The 12437-nt window shown below is 72.4% G+C and carries 10 protein-coding genes; 2 read left to right on the forward strand and 8 right to left on the reverse strand.

Translation table 11 applies throughout. The features are described from left to right. Positions 1-818: 818 nt before the first annotated feature. On the reverse strand, positions 819-1703 hold the full coding sequence (locus GTY47_RS09855) for a helix-turn-helix transcriptional regulator (RefSeq protein WP_029180834.1): 885 nt from the start codon (positions 1701-1703) through the stop codon (positions 819-821). A 104-nt stretch (positions 1704-1807) separates the two neighbouring features. On the opposite strand from GTY47_RS09855, the gene GTY47_RS09860 reads away from it, so the two are divergent. Then, on the forward strand, positions 1808-3331 hold the full coding sequence (locus GTY47_RS09860) for an MFS transporter (RefSeq protein WP_010035066.1): 1524 nt from the start codon (positions 1808-1810) through the stop codon (positions 3329-3331). Between the two features lie 689 nt (positions 3332-4020). Continuing rightward, complete coding sequence (locus tag GTY47_RS09865; RefSeq protein ID WP_010035071.1) at positions 4021-4704, forward strand: phosphatase PAP2 family protein; 684 nt, start codon at positions 4021-4023, stop codon at positions 4702-4704. A gap of 42 nt (positions 4705-4746) precedes the next feature. On the opposite strand, the gene GTY47_RS09870 is transcribed toward GTY47_RS09865, so the two are convergent. The 7 genes from GTY47_RS09870 to GTY47_RS09900 are packed head-to-tail and all read right to left on the reverse strand — an operon-like array spanning position 4747 to position 12437. After that, positions 4747-6090, reverse strand: a complete 1344-nt coding sequence (locus GTY47_RS09870) for a glutamate-1-semialdehyde 2,1-aminomutase (protein ID WP_010035074.1) — start codon at positions 6088-6090, stop codon at positions 4747-4749. Positions 6091-6097: 7 nt separating this feature from the next. After that, a complete protein-coding gene (rfbC, locus tag GTY47_RS09875; protein ID WP_010035075.1) occupies positions 6098-6649 on the reverse strand; it encodes a dTDP-4-dehydrorhamnose 3,5-epimerase in 552 nt (183 codons plus the stop codon). Next, positions 6646-7872: a polysaccharide pyruvyl transferase family protein gene (locus GTY47_RS09880; RefSeq protein ID WP_050810172.1), complete on the reverse strand. Its 1227-nt coding sequence runs from the start codon at positions 7870-7872 to the stop codon at positions 6646-6648. The genes rfbC and GTY47_RS09880 overlap by 4 nt, the downstream gene beginning before the upstream one ends. Further along, entirely contained in the window at positions 7869-8816 is a 948-nt protein-coding gene (locus GTY47_RS09885; RefSeq protein ID WP_010035077.1) for a glycosyltransferase family 2 protein, read from the reverse strand. Before GTY47_RS09885 ends, GTY47_RS09880 begins: the two co-directional genes overlap by 4 nt. Then, positions 8813-10111: a membrane protein gene (locus GTY47_RS09890; protein WP_010035079.1), complete on the reverse strand. Its 1299-nt coding sequence runs from the start codon at positions 10109-10111 to the stop codon at positions 8813-8815. Before GTY47_RS09890 ends, GTY47_RS09885 begins: the two co-directional genes overlap by 4 nt. 5 nt (positions 10112-10116) lie before the next feature. Then, a complete protein-coding gene (locus GTY47_RS09895; protein WP_050810179.1) occupies positions 10117-11415 on the reverse strand; it encodes a DUF4910 domain-containing protein in 1299 nt (432 codons plus the stop codon). After that, entirely contained in the window at positions 11412-12437 is a 1026-nt protein-coding gene (locus GTY47_RS09900; RefSeq protein ID WP_010035085.1) for an SDR family oxidoreductase, read from the reverse strand. Before GTY47_RS09900 ends, GTY47_RS09895 begins: the two co-directional genes overlap by 4 nt.

Consider the following 12437-nt stretch of genomic DNA (forward strand, 5'->3'; position numbering starts at 1 on the left):
CTTTCTACGGTGTGGAGCACCTCTTCGGCTCGCGAAGGCTGTCCGACCTGGCGTTCCTGCGGTGGCTGTCGAATCGACGTGATCGTCTTTGAGTATCTCGGCCCGGACGGCGACAGCCGTCTTGACGCTCGGATGACGCTCTGATGAGGCGTCACCCCAGGGGCGGCGGCCGTACGGGCTGTTCTGCCGATGTTGTCGCGAGGAGTCCCGCGCGGGCTGCCGGGCACGATGCGGTGCGCCCACGATCAAGGGCAACAGCGGGACATCCCGCAAGGTTCTGGCGCGAAGCCACGTCGCCGAGCACGTCCTTCAGTTCGCCGAACCGGGCAACTGGTCACGGCAGCGTGTTCCGTCCCGGAGAGTGGCTGCGCGGTCGACGCGGAGCTGGACAGAGGGGCTGAAGGGCAAGGGAGACGGCGCGGCGGGGCCGACGCACGCGGAGCTGTTCTGGCGGGACCTGCTCGGCGATGGAGATGGAGGCGGCCACGGCGGTGCGGGGGTCGGTACGCGCGAACGACGCGCTCAGTGCCAGTGGCTGACTCCGCTGACCGCGAACGTGTCGAGTCCCTCGGCGTCGGCTGTTGCGACCAACTGGTCGGCCGACTCGTAGACTTGAAGGGAGCCCGGACAGGATGGCGAGGATCCGACCGCTCTCGGCGCGCTGGACGGGGTGACCCGGGCGCTGCGCGGGCCGGGCCGAGTGGGCCGTGCAGGCCCGCGAGGAGCTGCGTTTCCGGGCGCGGGGCATCGCGGTGGAGCGTCGACTGCCTCGACGCCCTCGCGGGCGTCCCCCAGGAGGAGCAGGAGCGCGGGCGGTCTCAGCGCTGCTCGGCCCGTACGGTCGTCGACTCCGGCTCGTCACCCCAGCCGCTTTGCTGGTTCAGCAGACGCAAAGCGTCCGCGGAGGTCGCGTCGTTGGGGGTGTAGATCTCGACGCGGTGGTCGGGGCTGTCGGGCTGGAGCCACACCTGGTAGTCCACGCTCACCGCCCCGACGGTGGGGTGCTGCAGATGCATGGTCCCCGTCGTGCAGTCGGAGACGTCACCCGTCGCCCACATCGCGCCGAAGTCCGCGCTGTTCATGAGGAGTTCGCCGATCAGCCCGGCAAGCCGGGCGTCCGTGGGGTAGCGGCCGGCGGTGAGGCGCAGATAGGCGACGTGGACCTCGGCGAGCTCCGGCCAGTTGCGGTACATGCCGCGGCTGTGCGGGTCCAGGAAGAACATCCTGGGGATCGACGGGCGCTCCTGCGGATTTCGTGGCGCCTCAAAGGGGACGTGCTCGGCGATCAGCGCGTGCCCGGTGCGGTTCCACGCCAGGACGTCGCCGCGCCTGCCGAGCACCACCGCGGGCGTGGCCTCGCCCAGTGACTCCAGGAGGGTCAGTACACGCGGGTGGGGCTCCTCGCGGGGCGGTTCGCCCAAACGGGGCTTCACCGACTGCCGTGCGAGGTTGTGCAGATGGACGGTCTCCACCTGGTCGAGCCGGAGCACCCGGGCGAGCGCGTCGAGTACCTGCTCGGAGGCGGTCTCGGCCTGCCCCTGCTCCAGACGCGTGTAGTACCCCGCGCTCACTCCCGCGAGCTGGGCGAGCTCTTCCCGTCTGAGACCGGGGACCCGCCGGGAGGTGCCGTAGGTCAGCAGACCGATCTCAGCCGGAGTGACCCGGTCACGACGGCTCTTCAAAAACGCTCCGAGACTCTCCATGCACACGAGCGTAGGGCGCTCGCCCACTCCGTGGGTGTACCTGTCGGGTGTACCCACGCCACGGGGATGGCTGTCGGCCACGGCCGTGCCTGAGTGTCGGCGCCATGACACGACAGCACGCGAACAACGCCCCCGGACTGCGGGCCTGGCTCGGGCTCGCGGTGGTCCTCGGCCCGGTACTCCTCGTCTCCATGGACGGATCCATCCTGTTCCTGGCGATGCCCCGGATCAGCCAGGCCCTCTCGCCCACCGCCGACCAGGCGCTGTGGATCCTGGACAGCTACGGCTTCGCCGTCGGCTCCCTGCTGGTCGCCTTCGGCAGTCTCGGCGACCGCTACGGCCGGCTGAAGCTCTTGATGATCGGCGCGACCGTGTTCGGACTCGGCTCCGCCGGGGCCGCGTTCGCACCGACCCCCGAACTCCTCATCGCCTGCCGGGCGCTCATGGGCGTGGCCGGCGCGACCCTGCTGCCCTCGGCGCTGGCCGTACTGAGCGAGCTGTTCCCCGACCCCCGGCGCCGGGCCCAGGCCATCGGCATCTTCGCCGCGGCCTTCGCGGCCGGGTTCGCCATCGGCCCGGTCATCGGCGGCGCCCTCCTCGGCCAGTTCTGGTGGGGCTCGGTCTTCCTCGTCAACCTCCCCGTCATCGCCGTGTTCCTGGTGTTCGCGCCGGTCCTCCTCCGAGAGGTCCGGTCGGGCGGGACGGGCCGCGTCGACCCGCTCAGCGTCGTGACCTCCGCCGGGGGCCTGCTGCTCACGATCTACGGGATCAAGCACCTGGCCGCCGACGGGATCTCGGCCCTCCCGATCACCACGGTGATCGTCGGCATCGCCGTACTGACCTTCTTCGGCCTGCGCCAACGGCACCTCGACAACCCGCTGATCGACTTCTCCCTCTTCCGCGACCGCGTCTTCACCATCGCCGCCATCACGGGCCTGCTGCCCCTGGCCGCGTGGTCGGCGGCGGCGTACCTGTCCGGCATCTACCTCCAGTCCGTACTGAACCTGAGCGTCCTGCACGCGGCGCTCCTCGCCCTCCCGGGCGCGGCGGCCCTCACCGTCTCCTGCATCGTCACACCGGCCGTCGTCGAACGCATCGGCAAGCGGGCCGCGCTCCTCATCTGCCACTTCTCCATCGCGGGCGGCCTGTTGCTGCTGCTCCCCACCACGGTCACCGGCGGGATCGGCTGGTACATCGCCTCGACCGTGGTCGCCGGAACGGGATACGGGATCTCCTTCGCCGTCGTCGCGGACACCGCGGTCGGCGCGGTCCCCGCGGAGCGGGCGGGCTCGGCCGGCGCGATCGCCGAGACCAGCAACGAGATCGGCAACGCCCTCGGCATCGCTATCCTCGGCTCGCTCGCCGCGCTGCTCTTCCGCCTCCAGGGCCCGGACCTCGCCCCCACCCTCGACGAGACCCTCACGCTGCCCTCTCTGCTCCCATCGGTGATCCAGGACGCGAAGTCCGCGTTCGTCACCGGCCTGCACGTCGTCGTGGTCGCGGCGAGCCTTCTGCACGCCGCCCTCGGAACGGCCGCCCTGCGCTGGCTACCCAAGTCGGCGCCGCAGGAGCAGACCACCGAGGTCCACGAGGAGCCCGCGGAGCAGTTCATGGCGAGCAAGCCGTAACGGGACGGGGCTGATGAGAGGGGCTGACGGTGCGTCGCCGCCGGCAGGCCGGCCACATCCGGTTCGGAAGACCCGGTTGCGTCAGCAGGGCCGCCACGTGCGTCTTGACATCGGCGAGCGGAACGGCGGGACGGACAACCGCGGCATCGGCCCAGCCGACGGGGATGGGGGCGTGGGCTCTCACCCGGGGGCCGCAGGGGATGGCGGATCCGGCAAGGGGAGGCACGGACACCGGAAGGAACCCGGACCGGGGGGCGAGGCAAAACCACTCGCACGCCGGGACCGGTCACGGTAATCCCGGGCCAGCGGGTGGCACCGGGCCCGCCGAGGAGGCGGGCCCGGGCGGTGACAGTCGGATGCGACGGAACAGCCGGCCCCCAGCCGGCACACGGGGTCAGCGTCCTTCGCCTACACCTGCCGCTGATCCCGCAAGGGGAATGGGCATAGGCTCGACGCGTGTTGCCACGCGGACTGTCCGACGGTGGTGTGCCGCGATCGGATCGTTGGGGACGATCCCGGGCCATGTCGGCGGCCTCGACGGGAGGGGGAGGTGCAGCGCGGGTGGGCGGACAGTTGGCCCTTGGTGCGAAACGCCGTATCGGCGGGCCCTTGGAGCAGGGGGCCTGCTACCGGTCACGGCCGACAACGGCAGGGCGACCTACCGCAGGCCGGCCGGACGCGGTGGGCGTGTGACCGGCCGGTCGGCGGCCGCCGTGCTGCCCCGATCGCTGCGCCCGTGGCTCGGGCTGATGGCGGCTCTCGCCGCGCTGGTGGTCGTCGTGCTCGGCGTCCGGTATGCCGACGACAGCGAGCCCGGCGGGGTGGACGCGCGGATCTGGGCGGCGGTGGACGGTGTGGGGCCGTCGTGGCGGCACGTCGCTCTGGCCACGGACTTCCTGGGTGAGCCCGTGGGAGCGGCGACGCTGGTCGTGGTCACCGTGACGGGCTGCCTGCTGCTTCGGCGTCCTCGCGCGGCGGTGCTGGTCGTTGCCGGCGCCGGCGTGGCCGTGGGAACGGCGACGCTGCTCAAGTCCCTGGTGGGACGCACCATCCACGGCGACGGCAACTTGTCCTACCCGAGCGGGCACACCGCCTTCCTCACCGCGTTCGCCCTCGTGGTGGCGCTGCTCGCGACCGGCCGGCTCGGCCTCGGCAGGACGGCCGGCACGTCACTCGTGTTCGCCGCGGCGCTGGTGGCCGGCGCCGCCATGGGCTGGGCGCAGGTCGCCCTGGGGGCGCACTACCCGACCGACGTCCTCGGCGGCTGGTGCACCGCGCTGGCGGTGGTCCCGGCCACCGCGTGGCTGGTCGACCGGATGGCCGACCGGCTGGTCGACCGGATGGCCGACGCCGGTCGGCGGGAGCGTCGCTGACGTCGTCACGTCACGTCACGTCAGGTCCCGTCACGCCCGACGTCACGCCGTGCGGCGGAATACCGGTTTCACCGGCCGTCCGGCCAGCCAGGGTGTGGGGTCACCGGCGTCCAGTGCCTTCCGGTACACCGCACATGCCTGGGCCACCACGTCGACGGTGTGATCGATGTCGGCGTCGCTGAGCGCGCTGCTCACCACGAACGACGGGGCCAGCACCCCGCCCCCGAGGAGCCGGCGCAGGAACAGGGTGCGGTACCGCTGCGACGGCTGCCCCTTCTCGTCGAGGGTGGCGAAGACCAGGTTGCTGGGCCGGCCCCGGACGACGACGTGGTCACCGACGCCCATGCTCGCCGCGGCGTCGCGGACACCGGCGGCCAACCGCTCGCCGAGGGCGTGCAAGCGCGCGGTGATGCCCTCTTCGACGTAGGTGGTCTGCACGGCCATCGCGGCTGCCAGGGAGTGCGTTTCCGCACCGTGGGTGGTGGACAGCAGGAACACCCGGTCGCCGGGGTGACGCAGCCCGCCCCGCTCCATCAGCTCGCGGCGCCCGGCCAGGGCGGAGACGGCGAACCCGTTGCCCAGGGCCTTGCCGAACGTGGAGAGGTCGGGGACGACGCCGTACAGCCCCTGGGCGCCCGCCTCCGACCAGCGGAAGCCGGTGATCATCTCATCGAAGATCAGGACGCAGCCGTGCCGGTCGGCCAGTTCGCGCAGGCCTGCGAGGTACCCGGGCGGCGGCTCGGTGTGGGTGGCGGGTTCGAGGATCAGGCAGGCGATCTCGTCCTGGTACCGGGTGAGCAGTTCCTCCGTGGCGGCCAGGTCACCGTAGGGGAACGCCACGGTGAGGTCGGTGGTCGGCGCCGGGATGCCGGCGGACATCGGCGTGGTGGCGATGAACCAGTCGTCGGTGGAGAAGAACGGATGGTCGGCGCAGAGGGCCACCCGCGGGCGCCCGGTGGCGGCGCGGGCGAGGCGGACGGCGGCGGTGGTGGCGTCGGAGCCGTTCTTCGCGAACTTCACCATCTCGGCGGTCGGCACCGTGGCCAGGAAGCGTTCCGCGGCCTCGACCTCCACGATGGACGGCCGGACGAAGTTGCTGCCGCGGTCGAGTTCCCGCCGCACCGCCTCGATCACGCGCGGGTGGGCATGGCCGAGGCTGACCGACCGCAGGCCGGAGCCGTACTCGATGTAACGGTTGCCGTCGACGTCCCACACATGGGCACCGTGGCCGTGGCTGATGACCGGGGCGAGGTCCGCGGGGTACTGGTCGTCGCCCTTGGCGTAGGTGTGCGCGCCCCCGGGGACCATGGCGTGCAGCCGCTCGTTCGCTGTCCGCGACCGGGGGAGGGCGAACTCCTCGGTCCCTTCGGTGATTTCGGTGTCCACGCCGGCCTCACTTCTCTCTTTGCTTCAGGGCCTCGGCGAGGCTCGGCGCCTCCCGGTCCCGCTGGGACATCGATGTGACCGGCAGCGGCCAGGGGATCGCGAGCTCCGGGTCGTCGAAGGCGATCGTCACGTCCTCCGCCGGATCGTGCGGGCGGTCGATCCGGTACGAGGTGTCGGCGGTCTCGGTCAGCGCCTGGAAGCCGTGCGCGCACCCCGCCGGGATGTACAGGGTCACCTGCGTCTCGCCGGACAGCTCGAAGAAGGCCCGGCCCAGGTACGTCGGCGAGTCCGGCCGCAGGTCCACGACGACGTCGAAGATCCTCCCGTACGAGCAGCGCACCAGCTTGGCCTCGCCGGCGCCGGAGCGCAGGTGCAGGCCGCGCAGCACGCCCCCGACCGAGCGGGACAGGCTGTCCTGGACGAAGGCGTCCGGGTCGAGGCCCACCGAGCGGACGACGTCGGCGTCGAAGGTGCGGCAGAAGAAGCCGCGCTCGTCGGCGTACGGCGTCGGCTCGAACAGGTACGCGCCGGCGATCTCCGGGACTTCGGTCGCTTTCATGAAGCCTTCCGCAGGGTGTGGGGGTGGTCGGTCGTCGGGAACAGGGCCGTGGTCAACGCGGCGAACTGGTCCTCGAGTTGCTGTGCGGCGACCTGGTTCCGCTCCGTGAGGGTCTGCCGCAGGACCGCCGAGTGCTTCTCCAGGTCCCGGAACTGCTCGAGCAGCCGGTCGGCGTCGACCTCGCGTGCCGGGTGGCAGTAAGCGCCGAGGCCCATCCGGTCCATGAGCGCGTCGCTCTTCGCCGCATAGGTGACGGCGAGCGTCGGCGTCCCGGTCTTCAGCGCGCAGATCAGGTTGTGGTAGCGGATCGCCACCACGGTGTCGGCAGCCGCCATCTCCTTCATCAGGTCGGCCAGCGAGGCCGTCTCGGCAGCGGTGACCAGTGGTGAGTCCACCGCGTCGAGGATCGCGTCCACCACCGACGCGTCGCACTGGTCGCCGGTGAGCAACCGGACCGGCCTGCCGTCCTCGACCAGCGCCCGCACGAACCGGGTCGTCCCGTCGAGGTAGCGCCGGTGTATCTCGTCGGCCTGGGCGCGGTCGTCGTTGCCGCCGTGGAAGTCCATGACGCCGACGCAGACTTGGCCCGGCGGGCCCGAGGGCGCGCTCTTCGGCGGCGTGGGCGTCGGCAGGGCGAACGCCAGGTCCGGGTAGACCTCGTCGCGTGCGGTGTCCACACCCGTCGCCCGCATCGCGTCGCGGGACTGGGTGTCCCGGTACGACCGGTACGCGGCCAGCCGCGCCGACCAGCGCACCAGGGCCCGGGTCGGCCGGTCGCGGATCGGGGCGGCGCCGACGCCGACCAGCGCGACCCGGGTGCCGAGCATCCTGCCGCTCGCGCAGAGCAGGAACAGCGAGTACGGGAAGCCCCACGGCCGCAGCGGCAGCGTGGCCTCCAGGACGCCCATGCCCGGCACGATCACCACGTCGTGCCGGCGCACCCAGGCGGCGGTGCGGAAGACGTCGACGAGTTTGCCGAGCCCCTTCGACGCGACCGCGCCCACACGTGACGCGGTCCGGTACTCCGCGCGGTTCCAGTGCAGCCGTGTGGCGGGGATCCCGAACCGGGCCGTGACGGCCTCGGGCCCGCCGCACAGGGCGTCCACGACCGCGTCCGGGTGCTCGGCGCGCAGGTATCCGAGCACGGCCTCCAGCGAGCCGTCGTTGCCGAGGTTGCCGGAGCCGAGGAGGCCGAACACCCCCACACGTTTCCCGGGTTTCATGCCCGCCGCCCCTCACGGCCCGCGACGAGGGCGTCCACGGAGACGGTGAGCTTGGCAGGGTCGACCGGGGCGCGGTCCTCGACCCGCTCGCCGGCGCCCGGCCGGACCCGGCTGGTCATCCACGCGGCCAGGTGCCGGTAGCACGCGCGCCGGTCGGCCGCGGACAACGGCGCCCGCCGGATCGCGGAGGCGAAGCCCCAGACGTACTCGGCGAGCAGCCGGGGCGTCGGGTGCAGCAGGCCGGCCCGGCGCGGGTCCAGGTTGACGCACCGGGAGCGCTTGGACGGGTTCGCCCGCTCGGCGCGGGTGGGGTGGTCGCGGCGGAAGTACAGCAGCTCCGGAACCTGGTGGAAGGGCCCGTGCAGGACGATCTCGGCGACGAACGTGCGGTCCGCGTGGTGGTAGCTGTCGTGCGGCTTCACCCGGCGCAGCATGTCGGCACGCATCACCCCGTAGAAGTCGTCGCCCCCGGGCTCGAACAGGAAACTGCGGAAGCGCTCCGGCGCGTGCGGCGAGGCGGTGGCGAGCCCGTACTCGTACGGGACCTTGACCCGTCCTTCGCCGTCGATGACCGCCTGGTCGGAGTGCGCGAGGACCACGTCCGGCCGCTCGTCCAGCGCTTCCACGCAGCGCCGCAAAAGGTCCCGGGCGTAGAGGTCGTCGTGCGAGGCCCACTTGAACAGCTCGCCGCGGCACTCGGTGAACACGTAGTTGTGGTTCGGCGCGGCGCCGATGTTCCGGCGCAGCCGGAGGTACCGGATGCGTGAGTCCTGCGCCGCGTACTTGCGGCAGATGTCCTCGGTCCCGTCGGTCGAGGCGTTGTCGGAGATGACCAGTTCGAAGTCCTCGTAGGTCTGCCCGAGCAGGGCGTCGAGCGACTCGGCCAGGTACTCCTCGCCGTTGTACACGGGCAGGCCGATGCTCAGCCGGGGATGGGCGGTCATGACGTCCTCACTTCAGGGATGGGTTCTTTCAGGCGCTCGCTCAGGGCGGACCGCAACTGGAGCCACCACACGGCCGAGCCGGCGAGTGTCGCCGAGGCGACGCCCCAGGCCGAGCCGGCCGTGCCGGCGACGGCCGCCCCGCCGAGCCCACCGCCGACGTAACAGGCGGAGGCGAACAGCTGGCAGCGCAGGCTGCGCCGGGCCGCGCCGAGCGCGCGCAGTCCGGCCGCCGCGCCGGTGCCGAGGCCGGCGCCCGCGACGCCGAGGGTGACCGGCACGATGAGCTCCGCGGCGGAGTGCCAGACGCCGCCGAGGACCAGCTCGCCGAGCCGGTCCGGCACCAGCAGCAGCGCCCCGCCCCAGAGCAGCGCGGCGGCGGCCTGCCCGCCGCCCAGCAGCAGGCAGAACGAGCCGAGGCGGTGCGGGGCCTGCCGCAGCACCCGTGCCGCCTCCGGGACGGTGACCAGCGAAAGACCCATCAGCACGGCGAGGAACGGGCCGAGGAGGAGCTCGGCGCCCCGCACCGCACCCACCGCGCCGATCCCGACGATCGCGCCGAGCCCGTACGCCCGCAGTTGGCTCGCGCCGCTGAGGCTGACGTTCTCGACCAGGTACCGGTAGCCGAGGTCGCGCTGCTCGCGAAGCCAGCCGCGCGCCTCGGTCACCCGGGGCCGGATGCCGGACTGGACGTAGCCGTACCCCGCCGCCACCGTGGCGGACGCGCCCCAGGCGAGCACGAAAGCGGCCACGCTGCCCACGCGGGCCGCCACGATCATGGCCGGGACGAGCGCGACGCCCCACACGACGTCGTTGACGAACGCCTTCCGCCCGGTGCCGGCGGCGAAGAACGAGAACCGCCAGGCGTCCTGCAGCAACAGCCCCGGCAGCATGACGCCGAGGGCGGCGAACGCGGGCCCCACACGGCCGCCGAGAGCGAGCCCGGCCACCAGACACGCCGCGCCGATGGCCGCACCGACGCCGAGCGCGGTACCCGACGACCGGGCCACCGCCCCCCGCCAGGACGCGTCCGACACGCCGCTGAAGCGCACCACGAGCGGGTCGGTGGCCAGTCCGCGGGAGACGTTGAGCACCACGCCGTAGGTCACCCAGGCCAGGCTGAACACGCCGAACGCGGTCACCCCCAGCGAACGGGCCACGTAGATGCCCACCGCGAAGTTGCTCATGCTGGAGGCCGCCTGGTCGGCCAGTCCCCAGGACAGCCGCCCGGCGAGGGCCCGCCGGGCGGATCCGGCCGGCGGCGCCGTTGCCTGGGGATCCTCCCCCTCGGTGGTCATCGGCGTCATGCCTTGATCAGCCCGGCGCCGTGCAGGGCGCCGGCCGCGGTGGCGACGGTGTCGAACGGCAGCCCGGACCGCTCGGCGACGTCCAGCAGACTGTGCTCGCCGTCGGAGAGGTTGAGCACCCAGAGCATGGCCATCTGGGCCTGCCTGGTGTCGCTGCGGCCGCCGAGCGCGTCGTACAACCCACGTCGGCCCAGCTGCGGTTCACCGTAGGGGCTGAGGTTGAGGTACCGCCGGTTGCAGTCCAGGACGGCGAACGCCTCGCGGCAGACGGCGAGCGTGTCCGCCATCGCCTCGGGGGAGACGAAGTCCAGGTTGTCCGCCGAGGTGTGGTACTCGGGATAGCCCGCGTACGGGGTCCGGGTGAGCGAGCCCACGCCCAGATTGAACCCGGGCGAGCAGAACTGCCGCTCGTCGTAGCCGTACGGAGTGAACTCGACGACGCGGTGCGGGCGTTCGGAGGCGGACAGCACGTGCCGCATCACCCGGTCGATCTCCGCGTCGCCGCGCCTGCTCTGCTTGTACGTCAGGTGCCCCGGGTCGCCGGCGCAGGCCAGCACCAGCCCGTGCTTGACCCGGTCCACCCGCTCCGCGTTGCGCGCCAGCCAGGTGATCGCCCCGATGGTGCCGGGCGCGAAGATGAACCGGTAGGTGTAGTACGGGGTCTGCTCCGCCAGCGCCCGGGCCAGGAACGTCGCCACCGCGACACCGGCCATGTTGTCGTTGGCCAGCGACGGGTGGCAGACGTGGCAGGAGACGATCACCTCGTCGGCGACCTGCCCCGGGACCACGTGCTCGGCGTAGGTGAGGTGGCCGTCGGCGAGCGTGGAGTCGATGCGCACCTCGTACTCGCCGTCCGGCATCGCGTCCAGGGTCTCCTGGGCCAGGCAGAACCCCCACTCCGGCTTGTAGTAACTCGTGCGGTACGGCACCCAGGACGGGTGGTCCGGCAGGGTGTGCAGGTGCGCGCGCAGCTCGGCCAGCGGCATGGTCGCCGACACCGGCACGCTGTAGCCGAGCACGTGCAGGCTGGACGCGGCGAAGTCGACGATCCGGTGGCCGGTGGCGTCGGCGATGTACGCGTCCCGGATGTTCCACTCCTGCGGCACCGTCCAGTCGAGCACCTGGGTCCCGGTCGGCACCTCATGCACCTGCAGAGGGATGTACTCGCCGACGATGTCCAGGGTGGCGCGCACCCCGTCGCCGGTGATGCTGCGGCACAGCGGGTACAGCCGCTCGACCAGCGCGTACATCTCGTCGCCGGTCGAGGTCGTCGGCTGTGCGCCGGCCGCGGTCATCCGCGCCACCGCAGGGTGTCGTCGACGGTGCCGGCGTCGGACGCCGCGCGCAGCACGGCGAGGCGGGTGAAGCGGCGGTCGAAGTCCTCCTGGGTCAGCCCGTGTGTGCGGTAGGCGTCGGCGAGGTCGAGGGCGCCCTGCTTCACCGTCCACTCGCAGTCGAAGCCGGGGATCGCGGCGCGGAACCGCGAGAAGTCCACCCGGTACGACCGCGGATCGGCACCGGTCTCCCCGGTGATGACCACCTTCGAGCCGGGCACCGCCTCGGCGACCTGCTCGGCGATCTCGGCGACCGTGACGTTGTTGGTCTCACTGCCGATGTTGAACGCCCGGTCGTGCACCGCTTCCCGCGGCGCGCTCAGCGCGGCCGTGAAGGCCCGAGCGATGTCGATGGCGTGCACCAGCGGGCGCCAGGGCGTGCCGTCCGACATCACCAGCACCTGGCCGGACAACAGCGTGTGGCCCACCAGGTTGTTCAGCACGATGTCGGCGCGCAGCCGGGGGGAGTAGCCGAAGGCGGTGGCGTTGCGCATGTACACCGGAGTGAAGTCGCCGTCGGCCAGCGCGTGCAGGTCGTCCTCCACCCGCACCTTGGACTCCGCGTACGGCGTCACCGGACGCAGCGGGGCGTCCTCGCCCACCAGGTCGTCGCCGCCGGCGGCGCCGTAGACCGAGCACGTCGACGCGTACAGGAAGCGCCGCACTCCGGCGTCGCGGGCCAGCCGGGCCAGGCGCACGGACGCGTGGTGGTTGATGTCGTAGGTGAGTTCCGGCGCCAGCGACCCCAGCGGGTCGTTGGACAGCGCGGCCAGGTGGACCACGGCGTCGACCCCGGCCACGTGGTCGGCCGTGACGTCGCGCAGGTCCACCCGGTGCCCCTGCGGGTCGGCGGGCGTCGGGCCCAGGACGCAGTCGGCGAACAGGCCGGAGTCGAGGCCGACGACCTCGTGTCCGGCGGCGGCGAGGACCGGGGCCATGACGGTTCCCAGATATCCCTGGTGTCCGGTCAGCAGTACGCGCAT

The sequence above is a fragment of the Streptomyces sp. SID5464 genome (assembly GCF_009862985.1).
Classification (GTDB): Bacteria; Actinomycetota; Actinomycetes; order Streptomycetales; family Streptomycetaceae; genus Streptomyces; species Streptomyces chartreusis_D.

Coding starts and splice junctions, on each gene's coding strand:
- GTY47_RS09885 (WP_010035077.1), bottom strand. CDS start 8,816: ATGACCGCCCATCCCCGGCTGAGCATCGGCCTGCCCGTGTACAACGGC.
- rfbC (WP_010035075.1), bottom strand. CDS start 6,649: ATGAAAGCGACCGAAGTCCCGGAGATCGCCGGCGCGTACCTGTTCGAG.
- GTY47_RS09860 (WP_010035066.1), top strand. CDS start 1,808: ATGACACGACAGCACGCGAACAACGCCCCCGGACTGCGGGCCTGGCTC.
- GTY47_RS09900 (WP_010035085.1), bottom strand. CDS start 12,437: ATGCGCGTACTGCTGACCGGACACCAGGGATATCTGGGAACCGTCATG.
- GTY47_RS09880 (WP_050810172.1), bottom strand. CDS start 7,872: ATGAAACCCGGGAAACGTGTGGGGGTGTTCGGCCTCCTCGGCTCCGGC.
- GTY47_RS09895 (WP_050810179.1), bottom strand. CDS start 11,415: ATGACCGCGGCCGGCGCACAGCCGACGACCTCGACCGGCGACGAGATG.
- GTY47_RS09890 (WP_010035079.1), bottom strand. CDS start 10,111: ATGACCACCGAGGGGGAGGATCCCCAGGCAACGGCGCCGCCGGCCGGA.
- GTY47_RS09855 (WP_029180834.1), bottom strand. CDS start 1,703: ATGGAGAGTCTCGGAGCGTTTTTGAAGAGCCGTCGTGACCGGGTCACT.